Consider the following 13,028-nt stretch of genomic DNA (forward strand, 5'->3'; position numbering starts at 1 on the left):
AATGCTATTCGAATCTTCAAGAGTATACCTTCGCAAAATGACGGTGGACGATGCGGAGATTTACCATCAATGGCGAAACGACATGGACGTCATGCGTACAACCAATCCAGCGATGGACCGGTACACCCTGGAGGAAACCGAGCAGTTCGTGAAGCATGTGATTCTCGGATCGAGCCAATCCAAGAGCTATATGATTATCGCCAAGGAAACCGGGACGCCAATCGGCGTCACCGCCTTAATTGGCATCGATCTGAAAAACCGCAACGGCGAATGTATTATCGATATCGGCGAGAAGTCATACTGGGGCCAGGGATACGGTACCGAAGCGCTGAAGCTGCTGCTCGATTACGCTTTTTTGGAGATGAATTTGCACCGGGTAGCTTTGCGGGTTTTTGCTTTTAACGATCGTGCCATTTGTGTATACGAGAAGCTTGGCTTCAAGCAGGAGGGAGTGTCGCGCCAATGCATTTTCCGAGAAGGACAGTGGCACGACATCATTCACATGGGGATACTTCAGCAGGAATACGATTAAATTCCTGATCCAGAAGTTCATCCGTACGAACACATCGATATCCCTTGAGCCGCACCTCTTGCAGAACCGCCTTCAGTCCTTCCAGCATTTGCTCCGGCGCATCTTCGTCGGCACCCGCCGTGTCGCCGCTATCATGCAAAAGAACAATGGAACCGGGCTTTATTTTATGCAATAATCGTTGTTTTAATGGATCGGCATTCGCCTGGCGCTTCCAATCCCATCCCATGACGGACCAAAGCACGATCCGATACGACTTTCGGAGAAAGAGCAAATCCGCCGCATTCATAATCCCCCATGGCGGACGATACAAGTGGGGCCGCTCACCGGTTATCCGCTCTACAATTTCAGCCGTTTGCTCGACATGATGCTGTCTGATAAACCACGGCGTCATGAGCCAATTGGGGAGATGATGCGTATAATTGTGAATCCCGATCTGATGTCCCTCGCGGTGGATGCGTCGGATTAACTCCGGAAATTTTTCGGCTTTGCTGCCCAGAACGAAGAAGGTGGCCTGTATGCCCTGTTCTCGCAACAAATCGAGCAGCCTGGGCGTATATTCGGGGTCGGGTCCGTCATCAAAAGTAAAGGCAATTTGATCTGCGCGTCTTCCTCTGCTGCAAACACCGAAGCCGCATATTCTCGTCATGACAAAGGGGACCAGCATATATGCGAATACAAATACAACGAATAGAATCAAGATTTGCTGCATCATACGATCACTTCTTTCCGATAAAGACGAAATAGAGTTGGTTTGGACATCATCAACATCATCGGGACGAGCTTCCGGGTGCGCTGCTTGATGCGTTGTTTGCCCGACGGATGCAATACCCTAAGCAATATACGAAGGTAATACGTTGAGAACCTCCGAAACCATTTGGATTCGAGCGGATGCAGCTCAAAGCCTAAGCCATGAATAATCCCCCGATGGAGCAATGTAATGCCGGTTAGCGCTTGGATGTCGGCAAGCTCTGGTTCGCTTTCTATAGCTTGGCTGATTTGCCTCAGCGAATCGTGCAGCATTCGAGCCGTCGTCAATGCCGCGCGATCGGATCCGACGGTGCGCGACAGCATCAGCACTTGTCGATTATCCAGATGCAGCTCGCCCACCCAACCCCCCCGATGTACCCAGAGGCCATCGTGACATTTTACGCTTTTGCCGCGATGCCGCTTGACAACCAATTTACATATTCCATATTTCAGTGTGGATGCGCTCCGCAATCTAGTCATCCTGTCAAACATGCTCTCCCAGGTCATCCAAAGAGATTGCAAAACTATTTTTGATGTTGATGCCAATGCGTTCATGATGATCACTTCTTTCCCTAATTCAGCTATTTTGTAAGCTCTAATGCTTATATTCGCAGTATAGGGAATGAAATTTTCTTTTCTCTTACTCTATTCTTACGAATTTCTTAAGCGCCTATATGACATATGTCATATAGGCTATTGACGTTTATAACTATGCCGAAGAGGCCCAGTTCCCTATACTTAGGTTAAACTATGGGCCGCGTATCGTTTCGGCATCACTGCCGCGCGTCAATTGGAGGAAACAACCTATGGACCATCACAATCACCACCATAATCATCACCATCACCATCCAAGCATCTCGCATCTGAAAAAGAACGTCGCCCCCTTCGAAAAAATCGATGAAAAAGCAAGCATTCGGCAGCTTTTTAATACATTATTGCCACTCGCGGTACTTTGGTACGGCGCATATTTGAGCCTGTCCGTGTCGTATTGGCTTACCCTTCCGATCGTCATCGTTGCCGCGGGCTTTATGGTGAGGGCTTTTATCCTTTTCCATGACTGCTGCCACCAATCGTTCTTCAAGAGCCGTACGGCCAATGATATTCTCGGCACGATTCTTGGAGTTGTTACCCTTGTACCGTATCAGCAATGGAAGCATTCGCATTCGATCCATCATTCCACGAGCGGCAACCTCGATAAACGGGGGATCGGCGATTTGCGGATCATGACGGTCGAGGAATACAAGGCTTCTTCGTTATGGAGCCGTCTCGGTTACCGATTGTACCGAAATCCGCTTGTCATGTTCGGGCTCGGACCGATCGGCGTGTTTCTCATTGAATATCGTTTCAACCGCAGAGGCGCTAGGCGGAAAGAACGGATGAATACGTATATCACCAACGTCCTAATTGCCGGCTTGTACGCTTTGCTCATCTGGGCAATCGGCTGGCAGGCGTTTCTGATGATTCAAGGGCCGATTTTTTTCTTATCCGGAAGCCTTGGCATTTGGCTGTTTTATGTGCAGCATCAATTTGAGGATTCCTACTTCGAGCATGAGGAAGAGTGGAGTTACGTGCAGGCCGCCGTTGAAGGGAGCTCCTACTACAAGCTGCCAAGACCGCTGCAATGGATCACCGGCAATATCGGATTTCACCACGTGCATCATCTGAGCCCGAAAGTTCCAAACTACAATTTGGAAAAGGCGCATGACGCCTCGATTCCGCTTCAGAAAGCAACGACAATCACGATTGGTGAGAGCCTGAAGTCGCTCCGTTTTCGATTGTGGGACGAGCGCAGCAAAACGTTTATCAACTTCAAGGATTTGAAGCTGATGGCGAATAAGCCGGCTTCGGACGCCGAACATCAAGCCGATTCGGATATAAGCCCTTTGAAAGCGAGGGAACGCGCAAGCTAAAGCGCAAATCTGCTATAATAGAACAATCATAGAAGAGTGCAAGAGGGGGGCGACCATGAAGAAGTGGCATCATATTTTTCACAAAAGCACGGGACTTAGCCCTTACGTATGGGTCGTCTTTCTCATCCTCCCTTTTTATTTCATATTTCGGGCATCCTCCACGTACGAAGTTATCAGCGGCATTGTGATGATTTTGGCGTTTTTTCTTTGTTATGTGCTTTCTTTTGTTTCCAAAGGGTGGCTCGTTTATTTTTGGACAGGCGTGCAAATTCTTATCTCGATTACGATGACGATGTTGTTCGGGTACGTTTATTTCGCGTTATTTTTGGCGTTTTTTATCGGCAATATCCAGAATCGGATCGGGTTCGCTACACTGTATACCGTTCATCTGGTCACAACGATCGTCGGGATCAACTTCGGTTTGGTGAACCGGGATCCGATGTTCATTACCCAGCTGCCTTTCGTCTTGGTCAGTCTGATCGGCGTTATCCTGCTTCCCGTCACGACCTATACCCGGAACAAACGGGAGAAGCTTCAGGATCAACTGGAGGATGCGAACAAAAGAATTTCCGAGCTTGTTAAGCTGGAGGAACGCCAGCGGATTGCGCGCGATCTCCACGATACGCTTGGGCAGAAGCTGACGTTAATCGGTTTGAAAAGCGACTTGGCGGGCAAATTAATCGGCAAAAACCCAGCCCAGGCCCAGGAAGAGATCAATGATGTCCGTCATACGGCAAGGATCGTGTTAAAGGAAGTCCGGGACTTGGTGAAGGAAATGCGCGGCACCCGGCTGGAGGACGAGATGTTTCGGATCAGGCAAATATTAAAAGCAGCCGAAATCGAGCTCGTCTTGGAGGGCGAACCTAATATAACGGGCATTTCTTTGATGGCCGAAAACGTGCTGAGCATGTGCTTGAAAGAAGCCGTGACGAATATCGTAAAGCATAGCAGCGCGACAACCTGCTGGATCTGGATCGAGCCGTCGCCAACCGAGCTTGTCATCAAGGTCAAAGACAATGGCGTCGGCATTGCGGAAGGAACGGCATGCTTCAAAGGAAGCGGACTGAGCGGAATTAAAGAACGGCTTGAGTTTGTGAACGGCGTGATGGACATTGTGCGCGAAGCAGGGACGATGATCGTGTTCCGAGTGCCGATCGTGTCCAAGCAACCCGAGAAGGAGGTAGGGATATGATTCGCATCGTGATCGCAGAGGACCAGCGCATGCTGCTTGGCGCGCTAGCTTCCGTGCTTGATCTGGAAGAAGATATGCAGGTCGTCGGTAAAGCGATGAACGGCGAAGAAGCCGTGCGGCTGGTTCACCTTCACAAGCCGGACGTGTGCATCATGGACATCGAAATGCCGGGGATGAACGGGCTGGAAGCAGCCGAGCAGCTAAGGGGATCGGGCTGCAAGGTGATGATTTTGACTACGTTTGCCCGAGCCGGCTATTTTGAACGGGCGATCAAGTCGGGCGCAAGCGGTTATTTGCTCAAGGACAGCCCCAGCGAGGAGCTGGCGGACTCGATTCGCAGCGTTATGGCCGGCCGCCGCATCTACGCAGCCGAGCTGGTTGATGAAGCTTACGGGCATGAGAGTCCGCTGACCGAACGGGAGAAGGAAGTGCTGTTCCTGATCGCCGACGGGAAGAACACGAAGGATATCGCGAGCGAGCTGCATTTGACGAACGGGACCGTGCGGAACTATATCTCGATCATCCTCGATAAGCTCGGCGTCAGCAACCGGGTGGAAGCCATTACGCGGTTTAAGGAGAAGGGCTGGTTTAAGTAATTTCAAAGCCGGAACTAATGGAGTGATATGATGAGCAAAGCTAAAGGCAAAGGCGGGACTGGCCGCGGAACGGACAAAAAAGGCTGGAACCGTTGGCAGGCGAGCGCCAACCGAATCAAAAACGCTCCGAAACCTTATAAAAGCAAAGGCACTAAAAATAAGGATGGCGCAACCGCTTCCGGTAAAGATACAGCGAAGACTGACACATAAACGGCAGAGATGCCGTTTTTTTTTATCTGGATTTCTCTCCCGGTACTCAATAACCGTTGAACTTGGAAATAGAGGAGAAATTGCTCCATGAGGCGAATGTATACCGTAAATTTGTCCGCCGATAATTGCAAATATATTGCCATACGGAAGGAGAAGCTATATGAATATGAACATGAAAGAAGCGTTCGAGGTTCTGGAGCGTACGCCGCAAACGTTAGAGTATTTTTTGTCCGGGTTATCTGCCGGATGGCTGCAATGCAACGAAGGCGAAGGAACGTGGAACGTCTCGGAAGTGATCGAGCACCTCATCGAGGGAGAGAAGACGAACTGGATCCCGAGGTTGGAGCATATCATCCGGGAAGCCGAGAGCAAACCTTTCCCGCCATTTGACCGTTTTGCTCATTTGAACGAAAGCGCAGAACGATCGCTCGAGCAGAAATTCCAAGAATTCAAAACGATTCGAGCGCAAAATATTACGAAACTAAAGGAGCTTGTCGAACCGGAGTCGCATTTTGAATTGACGGGTTCGCACCCAGCGTTTGGTGTCGTGAAGTTAAGAGAATTGCTGTCTACGTGGGTCGTCCACGATTTGACGCACATGGCTCAGATCGTACGCGTCATGGCTGAGAGGTACAGGGAGGACGTTGGGCCTTGGACGGCCTATTTGGGCATTTTGAAGAAGTAATGGTAGCATGAAATAAGGAATGGAAGCCAAACCCGTGAAAGGAGATTTGCCCTATGAAAGAAAATAAAGTTACCTATGGGTCGATCGACGAGTATATTTCAACATTTACTCCCGAGGTTCAGGACATTCTTCAAACGTTAAGGCAAGTCATCCGTGAGGAGGCGCTGGCCGCGAAGGAAAAGATCAGCTACCAGATGCCGACATTCGAACTCCATGGAAACCTCGTCCATTTTGCGGCTTTCAAAAATCATATCGGCTTTTACCCGGCCCCAAGCGGGATCGAGGAGTTCAAAGAGGAATTAAGGAATACCATAAGTCGAAAGGGACACTGCAATTCCCTCTCGATAAGCCGTTACCTTATGATATAATTCGTAAAATCGTGAGATACCGGGTAGCCGGCAACATGGAAAAAGCGGCAGCCAAATCGAAAAAGAAGAAATGATCGTTGATCGTAAGAGGGAGGCTGTTCATTGGCCTTCTTTTTTTTCGTTCATTTCAAGAATAAGAGAATTGTTGTTGAACTATAGGAGATTATGGCGTACGATCAATAGTGCAGACTTTGGCGGTATTTTCCTCCCAGCAGCATCTTGATGGGGAATATTTTCAGAGATCCGATGCATATACGTCGAAATATGCGATGCAACAGCAAACCAATGGAGAGGTGAAACGACATGAGCAATAATACGTTAAAGGTTGGGATTATCGGTCAAGGAAGAAGCGGACGTTACATCCATAGCGCGCAGCTCGCCCAAATGCCCGGTTTTTATGAAATCGCTGCCATTGCCGACGGTATGGCGGATCGCCGCGAGCGAGCGGCCGCCGAATTCGGGTGCCGCGTAAATGAAACGTACACGGAGATGGCGGAGCAGGAACAGCTTGATCTTGTGGTAAATGCGTCGCCGAGCGAGCTTCATTTTCCGATTACGCTGGATTTGTTGAACAAGGGAATCAACGTGCTGTGCGAGAAACCGCTGGCCAAGTCGGTCCAGGAAGTGGATCAGCTGATCGCCGCGGCGGAGCGATCGGGGAGCGTACTGGCTGTCTTTCAGCAATCGCGCTATATGCCCGCCTTTGCGAAAATTCGCGAAATCATCGACTCCGGCGTGCTGGGCCGCATCGTGCAAATCGACATTACGAACAACAATTTCGCGAGAAGATGGGATTGGCAGACGCTGCAGCGGATGAACGGCGGCAATCTTCTGAACACCGGACCGCATCCGGTCGATCAAGCCCTGCAATTGTTCGGCTTTGATGCCATGCCGCAAATTACTTGCGTGATGGATCGGGCCAATACGTTCGGCGATGCCGAAGATTACGTCAAAGTGCTTATGCGAGGCCCCGGCAGGCCTACGATCGATCTGGAGATCTCTTCTTGTTCCGTGTTTCCGCGGGATAAATTCATCGTGCAAGGAACGAATGGCGGCTTGCGCGGCAATAACGACCGGCTGGAATGGAAGTATTTCAAGCCGGAGGAAGCGCCGCCGCAGCAGCTGACGGATAAGCCGCTGGTCGATCAGCACGGCAACCCCGCGTATTGCTCGGAAACGCTCGTATGGTATGAGGACAGCTGGAGCCGCGAGCTGCCCGAAGGAACAAACGAGTTTGCACATATGACGGAGCAATTGTACCTGATGCTCCATCGGACGTTAACAACGGGAGTCCCGCTTGAGGTCACTCCGCAGCAGGTGCGGCGACAGATGGAAGTCATGGAAGAGTGCCGTGCGCAGAATCCGCATATTTACCAAAATTAACGAATTGCCTCATGGACTTATTGCAGGAATTGCATCCTGCGATGTTGTATTTGTAAATGTAAAGATTACCAATTTAACGAATAAGGGAGAGGAATACGAATGACTTTGATTGAAGATCAAGCGGTCGTGCTTTTTCAAGGCGACAGCATTACGGATTGTGGGCGCAACCGGGACGGCCATGATCTCGGCAACGGTTATGCGTTGATGGCCGCGGCATTGTTCGGCAGCAAATATCCGGAGAAACAAGTGAAGTTCATCAACCGCGGGATCAGCGGCAACCGGGTCGTCGATTTGCAACAGCGCTGGCAGGAAGACTGCCTCGATTTGCGCCCGACATGGGTTTCGATTTATATCGGCATCAACGATACGTGGCGACGCTACGATTCCAATAACCCGACTTCGGCGGAGGATTATGCGCGAGGGTACCGCGATTTGATCGTGCAAACGAAAGAGAAGCTGGATGCCAAGCTGATCCTGATCGAGCCGTTCGTGCTACCGATTCCGGATGACCGCAAGGGCTGGAGAGAAGACCTCGATCCGAAAATCACCGCGGTGCGGGATCTCGCACGGGAATTCGGGGCGCTGTATGTCCCGCTGGACGGGTTGTTTGCGCAAGCGAGCACGCTAGCGCCATCGGCTTATTGGGCGCCGGACGGGGTTCACCCGTCGCCGGCCGGTCACGCGTTAATCGCCAAGGCTTGGCTGGATGCGGTCAAGGCTTAGGGGAGTATGAGCGGGTATAATTTTGCAAGCTAAGATTTGAATATTGACACCTAAGGCTAACAACCTTGTTCCTGTAACAATAGGAGTAGGTCGTTAGCTTTTTGCTGTTCTCCGCCGGTTATTGAACGTTTTAGCGCATATAAACTGTGATATAATGGGGATATCGATTTTAGTTCGGGTGGTGGAATATGATGAATCTCAATCCTATCGATCGGTTAAAGCAAGAGCTTGATCAATTACGGCCTTTGCCGGCAGCGGCTGTTCGAAATTTGGACGAAGTGTATCGAGTCGAATGGACGTATAACTCCAATGCAATTGAAGGGAATACGTTAACTCTCCTGGAGACCAAGCTGGTGCTGGAAGAAGGATTAACCATCGGCGGCAAAAAGCTGCGGGAACACTTTGAGGTCGTCAACCATGCGGAAGCGATCGAATATGTTCGCGATGTGGTGAATCGGGATACGGAACTGACGGAATATATACTGAAATCCATTCACCAACTCGTTTTAAAAAACATTGATGATGATAAGGCAGGCAAGTATCGGTCGATTAATGTCAGAATACCCGGTTCTCAGCACGTGCCCCCGCACTATATGTTGGTTCCCGAGAAGTTGGAACAATTATTGCAATGGTACCATGATCAGCAAGTCAACGGCATCCTATCGTGTTAGCCGCAGAGTTTCATTTCAGATTTGTTTATATTCATCCATTCTCGGATGATAATGGCCGCACCGCTCGTTTATTGATGAATCTCATTTTAATGAAGCACGGATATCCCCCGGCGATCGTCAAAGCTGCGGATGCGAACCGGCTGCAATATTATGAAGCATTGGAGCGAGCAAGCGTGCAAGACGACTTGGCGCCATTTATTCAGTTGATCGCTCAATGCGTCCAAGACAGCCTGCAGAGATACATTGACGCGGTGAAATAATCGTTCTGCGCGGCAATTGGTATTTTCTTCATCCGGCAGGGCATAAATAAAGGGAAATCTTTTACGAGGAGCGCCCTTATGGACCCAACGAGAAAAATGCCCATTGCCCTGCACGGATTCAATAACTTGACCAAAACGCTCAGCTTTAATATGTACGATATTTGCTACACGAAAACCAGCGAAGAGCGCAAAGCTTATCTCGCTTATATCGACGAGCAGTACAACGCGGAACGATTGACCGGCATTTTAACGGCGGTTGCCGATATTATCGGAGCCCACGTCTTGAACATTGCCAAGCAGGACTACGAGCCGCAAGGCTCCAGCGTTACGATGCTGGTGTCGGAGGGGCCGATCGAGCAGGCGCCGGATTCCTCGTTCGAGGAGTCGCCGGGCCCGTTGCCCGATCATGTCGTCATGCATTTGGACAAAAGCCACATCACCGTGCACACGTACCCCGAGTACCATCCCGACGAAGGCATCAGCACGTTTCGGGCCGACATCGACGTCTCCACATGCGGGGAAATTTCTCCGCTCAAGGCGCTCAACTATTTGATTCACTCCTTCGATGCCGATATCATGACGATCGATTACCGCGTACGCGGCTTTACCCGCGATAAAAGTGGCTACAAGCTGTTTATCGACCATGAAATTAACTCCATCCAGAACTATACCCCCGATGAAGTAAAGGCGCGCTATCAGATGATCGACGTTAACGTGTATCAAGAGCATATCTTCCATACGAAGTGCAAGCTGCGGGAATTCGACATCAACAACTACTTGTTCGGCTACACCCAAGAGGAGCTGAGTCCGGAGGAACGCAAGGAAATCACGGTTAGCGTTCAATGGGAGATGGATGAAATCTTCTACGGGAAAAATATCGAGTCGTTCGGGAACCGATAAGCGGTGCCAAGCCAATTTCCAAACGAGTCCTTCGAACCACGCTCTTCGATCCAATCTATCTAACCAAACCCTTCGAAAAGAAGGGTTTTTTGTCATGGTTAATGAGTCTTTAGTTTCGTTCAACCCCCTATATTTTCATATTTTGCAAATATTCATGTCGAATAAAGGTTTTATATGTCATCCCGTGGAATAAGACTAAGGAATCCCCTCATGAGGAGCGATTTCTTGAGACGGTATCACAAGCAGTGAGGTGTTCAGCGTGAAGTCTTATTTTCGGCTCAAATTATCCATCGCCATGATTGTGTTTGCTTTGCTTATCTCATTCACTTTGGCTACGTTCGATCACCTTCGGCTGAAAGACCAAGCCCAGGCCAACCATCTGGCGCAAATTCAACAAAATGAAGACATGGTCGCTTATGCGCTGAAAACGATCGAGAAGGCTTATTACTTGTTCGGCGAAAATTTGGCGGACCGGATGCGGAGAATCTCCCGGGAACTGGCCGATCGTTACGATCGCGAACCGTCGTTCGAAGACTGGGATTTCGCCTCGTTGAAGAAACGGTTTGGCATGGACGTATATATCATCGATAGGAACAATGTCATTACGCATAGCAGCTATGCGGCGGATATCGGAATGGATTTTAAGAAATGCTGCAGGAAGCTCGCGCAAGTATTGGATACGAGGCGTGAAGCCGGCCAGTTCTTTGATGACGGCATCGACATCGAGCAAAATACGGGGAGAATCAAAAAATATAGCTACATGGCGACAGGCGACAAGCAATATTTGATTCAGCTCGGTTATTCGCTGGAAAACGGACTTATTTTTAAACAATTCAACTTCCTAAGCGCCGTACAGGAGCTTGTCCAAAAATATGACGCGATCGATGAAATCAATATCCTGAATGTCGGTGGGTACTCGCTTGGGACGCCGGTCGAAGCTGGCAAGCTGCCCCCGGACCGAAGGCAATCATTCGAGCGGACGCTGAAGACGAAGGAAACGACCGAAATCCGAGGCCGTTGGAACGGGCGGCCCGCGACGTACCGTTACGTCCCCTATAGCTCTGAATACGATTCGGGAGCGACGAAGGACAAGGTTCTTGAAATCGTCTACAACGACAAGGAGCTGCAAGCCGTAAACAGCGCGAACCAGAGGACGTTCGTCATCCAGCTTGGCATCGTGTTATTCATTACGATTGTATTGTCTTTTATCATTTCGCGCAGGGCGGCGCGGCTGATGTATCTTGCCTTCCACGACAGCTTGACCGGGCTCCAGAACCGTGCCGCCTTCGAGGAGAGACTGAAGACCACGATCGCGGAAAACAAAAGTACGGCTGCGCTGCTCTTGTTCGATCTGGATAATTTCAAATTCGTAAACGACAATCTCGGCCATGATAAAGGGGATCGATTGCTGCAAGCGGTAGCGCAGCGCATTCGATCGGTTGCCCGCAAGCAGGATGTTCCGTTCCGGCTGGGCGGAGACGAATTCGTCATGGTTATGCCGGAAACGAGCAAGGAAGAAGCGGGGAAAGCCGCGGCCGACATCATTGCCGCCGTCAAGCAAACCTGCGAGAGCGAGCTAGGTTTTCAAGAAGAGACGATTACGGTCAGTATCGGAATTTCTCTTGTGCCGGAGCATGGCGTTGACCTGGAAACGTTATGCAAGAAGGCGGACATCGCCTTGTATGCTTCGAAGGAGCAGGGGAAGAACCGGTATCGGTTTTATGCGGAAGATCCGGTTAACGGTGAGGGAGTTCTTTGACGAAGCACTCCTGCGATGATATCATCTTTAAGGATTACCAAAGTGTTCACTCATCGATTCAGTCAGGAGCATAATCAATGAAACCTGAATTATCTTTCTTTTTGCTATTAGCGGATGCGGTGATCATCACCGACGTTAACCATAAGATCATAGCCGTCAATCCGAAATACGAAGAGTTGACCGGATATAGCCGGGACAATATTATCGGTTTACGGGCGGGCATTTTGAAATCGGGTTATACCCCTCAGGATACATACGACGAAATGAAGCAGGCGCTGGAGCAATCGCAGCCTTGGTCCGGCATCTTTATTAATCGCAGGCGGGACAAGCACATCTGGAATTCGTTCATTACGATTACGCCGGTTGTCGTGGATAACGAAACGTATTTCATCGGCGTGTTCCGCGACCTAGGAGATATCTCGTACGGCGTTTACGTGTCGGAGAACCGCAAAGAGAAAATTCAAAATGAAATTTTACGCGTTCTCGCGTTATCGTGCGAAATTCGCGACCCGTCGATCGAGGATCACCTGTTCCGGGTTCAAAGCCTAACCGAACGATTGATCCATGCCCATAACGAAAGGCTGGAGCTGCAATTTTCCGAGGAATACATGCAGCAGGTCGTTCATGCGAGCATCATGCACGATATCGGCAAATCGGGCATTCCGGAAGGAATCCTGTACAAGCCGGGCAAGCTGACCTATTATGAGCGTCATATTATCGAAACGCATCCTCTGATCGGCGTCGATATCCTGAACCGGATTTCGAATGAGCTGGACGACGAAATTTTCAAACAGGAATTAAAAATCGCCAAGTCCATCGTTGAACACCATCATGAAAAATGGGACGGGACCGGTTACCCGCATCAGCTGAAGGAGGAGCAAATTCCGCTGGAAGCGCAAGTCGTCTCCATCGTTGACGTGTATGACGCTTTAACAAGCAGAAGAGCTTATAAGGAAGCATGGTCCCATGCCATAGCGATGGACTACATCGTGCGGCAGCGGGGCATCTCGTTCGACCCGAGGTTAGTGGACACCTTCTCGCAAATGGCGTTCGAGACCGCGGAAAATCCATAAAAATATGAAACTCAAAGGA

General features: G+C 49.9%; 13 protein-coding genes and 2 pseudogenes. 13 read left to right on the forward strand and 2 right to left on the reverse strand.

The features are described from left to right. Window position 1: 1 nt before the first annotated feature. Window positions 2-532: a GNAT family N-acetyltransferase gene (locus tag AC0LWM_RS13890; RefSeq protein ID WP_474675655.1), complete on the forward strand. Its 531-nt coding sequence runs from the start codon at window positions 2-4 to the stop codon at window positions 530-532. Here AC0LWM_RS13890 and AC0LWM_RS13895 read toward each other — a convergent pair. Together AC0LWM_RS13895 and AC0LWM_RS13900 are read right to left on the reverse strand one after the other, a co-directional pair. Continuing rightward, entirely contained in the window at window positions 495-1,244 is a 750-nt protein-coding gene (locus AC0LWM_RS13895) for a polysaccharide deacetylase family protein (RefSeq protein ID WP_474675548.1), read from the reverse strand. The two genes, AC0LWM_RS13890 and AC0LWM_RS13895, sit on opposite strands and share 38 nt — an antisense overlap. Beyond that, entirely contained in the window at window positions 1,241-1,834 is a 594-nt protein-coding gene (locus AC0LWM_RS13900; RefSeq protein ID WP_474675549.1) for a YkoP family protein, read from the reverse strand. The genes AC0LWM_RS13895 and AC0LWM_RS13900 overlap by 4 nt, the downstream gene beginning before the upstream one ends. 251 nt (window positions 1,835-2,085) lie before the next feature. On the opposite strand from AC0LWM_RS13900, the gene desA reads away from it, so the two are divergent. The 12 genes and pseudogenes from desA (at window position 2,086) to AC0LWM_RS13960 (ending at window position 13,009) form a co-directional block, all read left to right on the forward strand. Next, a complete protein-coding gene (gene desA, locus AC0LWM_RS13905) occupies window positions 2,086-3,189 on the forward strand; it encodes a Delta(5) desaturase DesA (protein ID WP_474675550.1) in 1,104 nt (367 codons plus the stop codon). A gap of 55 nt (window positions 3,190-3,244) precedes the next feature. After that, entirely contained in the window at window positions 3,245-4,381 is a 1,137-nt protein-coding gene (locus AC0LWM_RS13910; protein ID WP_474675551.1) for a sensor histidine kinase, read from the forward strand. Further along, the gene (locus AC0LWM_RS13915) at window positions 4,378-4,977 is read left to right on the forward strand and encodes a response regulator (protein WP_474675552.1); all 600 of its coding nucleotides are present in this window, start codon (window positions 4,378-4,380) and stop codon (window positions 4,975-4,977) included. Before AC0LWM_RS13910 ends, AC0LWM_RS13915 begins: the two co-directional genes overlap by 4 nt. Window positions 4,978-5,007: 30 nt before the next feature. Further along, window positions 5,008-5,187 carry a DUF3934 family protein gene (locus AC0LWM_RS13920; RefSeq protein ID WP_474675553.1) on the forward strand — a complete coding sequence of 60 codons (180 nt, stop codon included), beginning with the start codon at window positions 5,008-5,010 and terminating at the stop codon, window positions 5,185-5,187. A 160-nt stretch (window positions 5,188-5,347) separates the two neighbouring features. Beyond that, entirely contained in the window at window positions 5,348-5,872 is a 525-nt protein-coding gene (locus AC0LWM_RS13925) for a DinB family protein (RefSeq protein ID WP_474675554.1), read from the forward strand. Window positions 5,873-5,925: 53 nt separating this feature from the next. Continuing rightward, window positions 5,926-6,314, forward strand: a pseudogene (locus AC0LWM_RS13930) (iron chaperone). 229 nt (window positions 6,315-6,543) lie between these two features. Next, a complete protein-coding gene (locus AC0LWM_RS13935) occupies window positions 6,544-7,623 on the forward strand; it encodes a Gfo/Idh/MocA family protein (RefSeq protein ID WP_474675555.1) in 1,080 nt (359 codons plus the stop codon). Window positions 7,624-7,722: 99 nt separating this feature from the next. Continuing rightward, complete coding sequence (locus AC0LWM_RS13940) at window positions 7,723-8,346, forward strand: SGNH/GDSL hydrolase family protein (protein ID WP_474675556.1); 624 nt, start codon at window positions 7,723-7,725, stop codon at window positions 8,344-8,346. A 191-nt stretch (window positions 8,347-8,537) separates the two neighbouring features. After that, window positions 8,538-9,277: pseudogene (locus AC0LWM_RS13945) on the forward strand (Fic family protein). Between the two features lie 78 nt (window positions 9,278-9,355). Continuing rightward, the gene (speD, locus tag AC0LWM_RS13950) at window positions 9,356-10,177 is read left to right on the forward strand and encodes an adenosylmethionine decarboxylase (RefSeq protein WP_474675557.1); all 822 of its coding nucleotides are present in this window, start codon (window positions 9,356-9,358) and stop codon (window positions 10,175-10,177) included. A 259-nt stretch (window positions 10,178-10,436) separates the two neighbouring features. After that, on the forward strand, window positions 10,437-11,936 hold the full coding sequence (locus AC0LWM_RS13955; protein ID WP_474675558.1) for a diguanylate cyclase domain-containing protein: 1,500 nt from the start codon (window positions 10,437-10,439) through the stop codon (window positions 11,934-11,936). A 77-nt stretch (window positions 11,937-12,013) separates the two neighbouring features. After that, a complete protein-coding gene (locus AC0LWM_RS13960) occupies window positions 12,014-13,009 on the forward strand; it encodes an HD-GYP domain-containing protein (protein ID WP_474675559.1) in 996 nt (331 codons plus the stop codon). The last annotated feature ends 19 nt before the right edge of the window (window positions 13,010-13,028 follow it).

Source organism: Paenibacillus sp. sgz302148 (assembly GCF_056120465.1).

Excerpts from the sequence above, each read along its gene's own strand:
- AC0LWM_RS13890 (WP_474675655.1), top strand. The coding sequence starts at position 2 with ATGCTATTCGAATCTTCAAGAGTATACCTTCGCAAAATGACGGTGGAC.
- AC0LWM_RS13895 (WP_474675548.1), bottom strand. The coding sequence starts at position 1,244 with ATGATGCAGCAAATCTTGATTCTATTCGTTGTATTTGTATTCGCATAT.
- AC0LWM_RS13900 (WP_474675549.1), bottom strand. The coding sequence starts at position 1,834 with ATGAACGCATTGGCATCAACATCAAAAATAGTTTTGCAATCTCTTTGG.
- desA (WP_474675550.1), top strand. The coding sequence starts at position 2,086 with ATGGACCATCACAATCACCACCATAATCATCACCATCACCATCCAAGC.
- AC0LWM_RS13910 (WP_474675551.1), top strand. The coding sequence starts at position 3,245 with ATGAAGAAGTGGCATCATATTTTTCACAAAAGCACGGGACTTAGCCCT.
- AC0LWM_RS13915 (WP_474675552.1), top strand. The coding sequence starts at position 4,378 with ATGATTCGCATCGTGATCGCAGAGGACCAGCGCATGCTGCTTGGCGCG.
- AC0LWM_RS13920 (WP_474675553.1), top strand. The coding sequence starts at position 5,008 with ATGAGCAAAGCTAAAGGCAAAGGCGGGACTGGCCGCGGAACGGACAAA.
- AC0LWM_RS13925 (WP_474675554.1), top strand. The coding sequence starts at position 5,348 with ATGAATATGAACATGAAAGAAGCGTTCGAGGTTCTGGAGCGTACGCCG.
- AC0LWM_RS13935 (WP_474675555.1), top strand. The coding sequence starts at position 6,544 with ATGAGCAATAATACGTTAAAGGTTGGGATTATCGGTCAAGGAAGAAGC.
- AC0LWM_RS13940 (WP_474675556.1), top strand. The coding sequence starts at position 7,723 with ATGACTTTGATTGAAGATCAAGCGGTCGTGCTTTTTCAAGGCGACAGC.
- speD (WP_474675557.1), top strand. The coding sequence starts at position 9,356 with ATGGACCCAACGAGAAAAATGCCCATTGCCCTGCACGGATTCAATAAC.
- AC0LWM_RS13960 (WP_474675559.1), top strand. The coding sequence starts at position 12,014 with ATGAAACCTGAATTATCTTTCTTTTTGCTATTAGCGGATGCGGTGATC.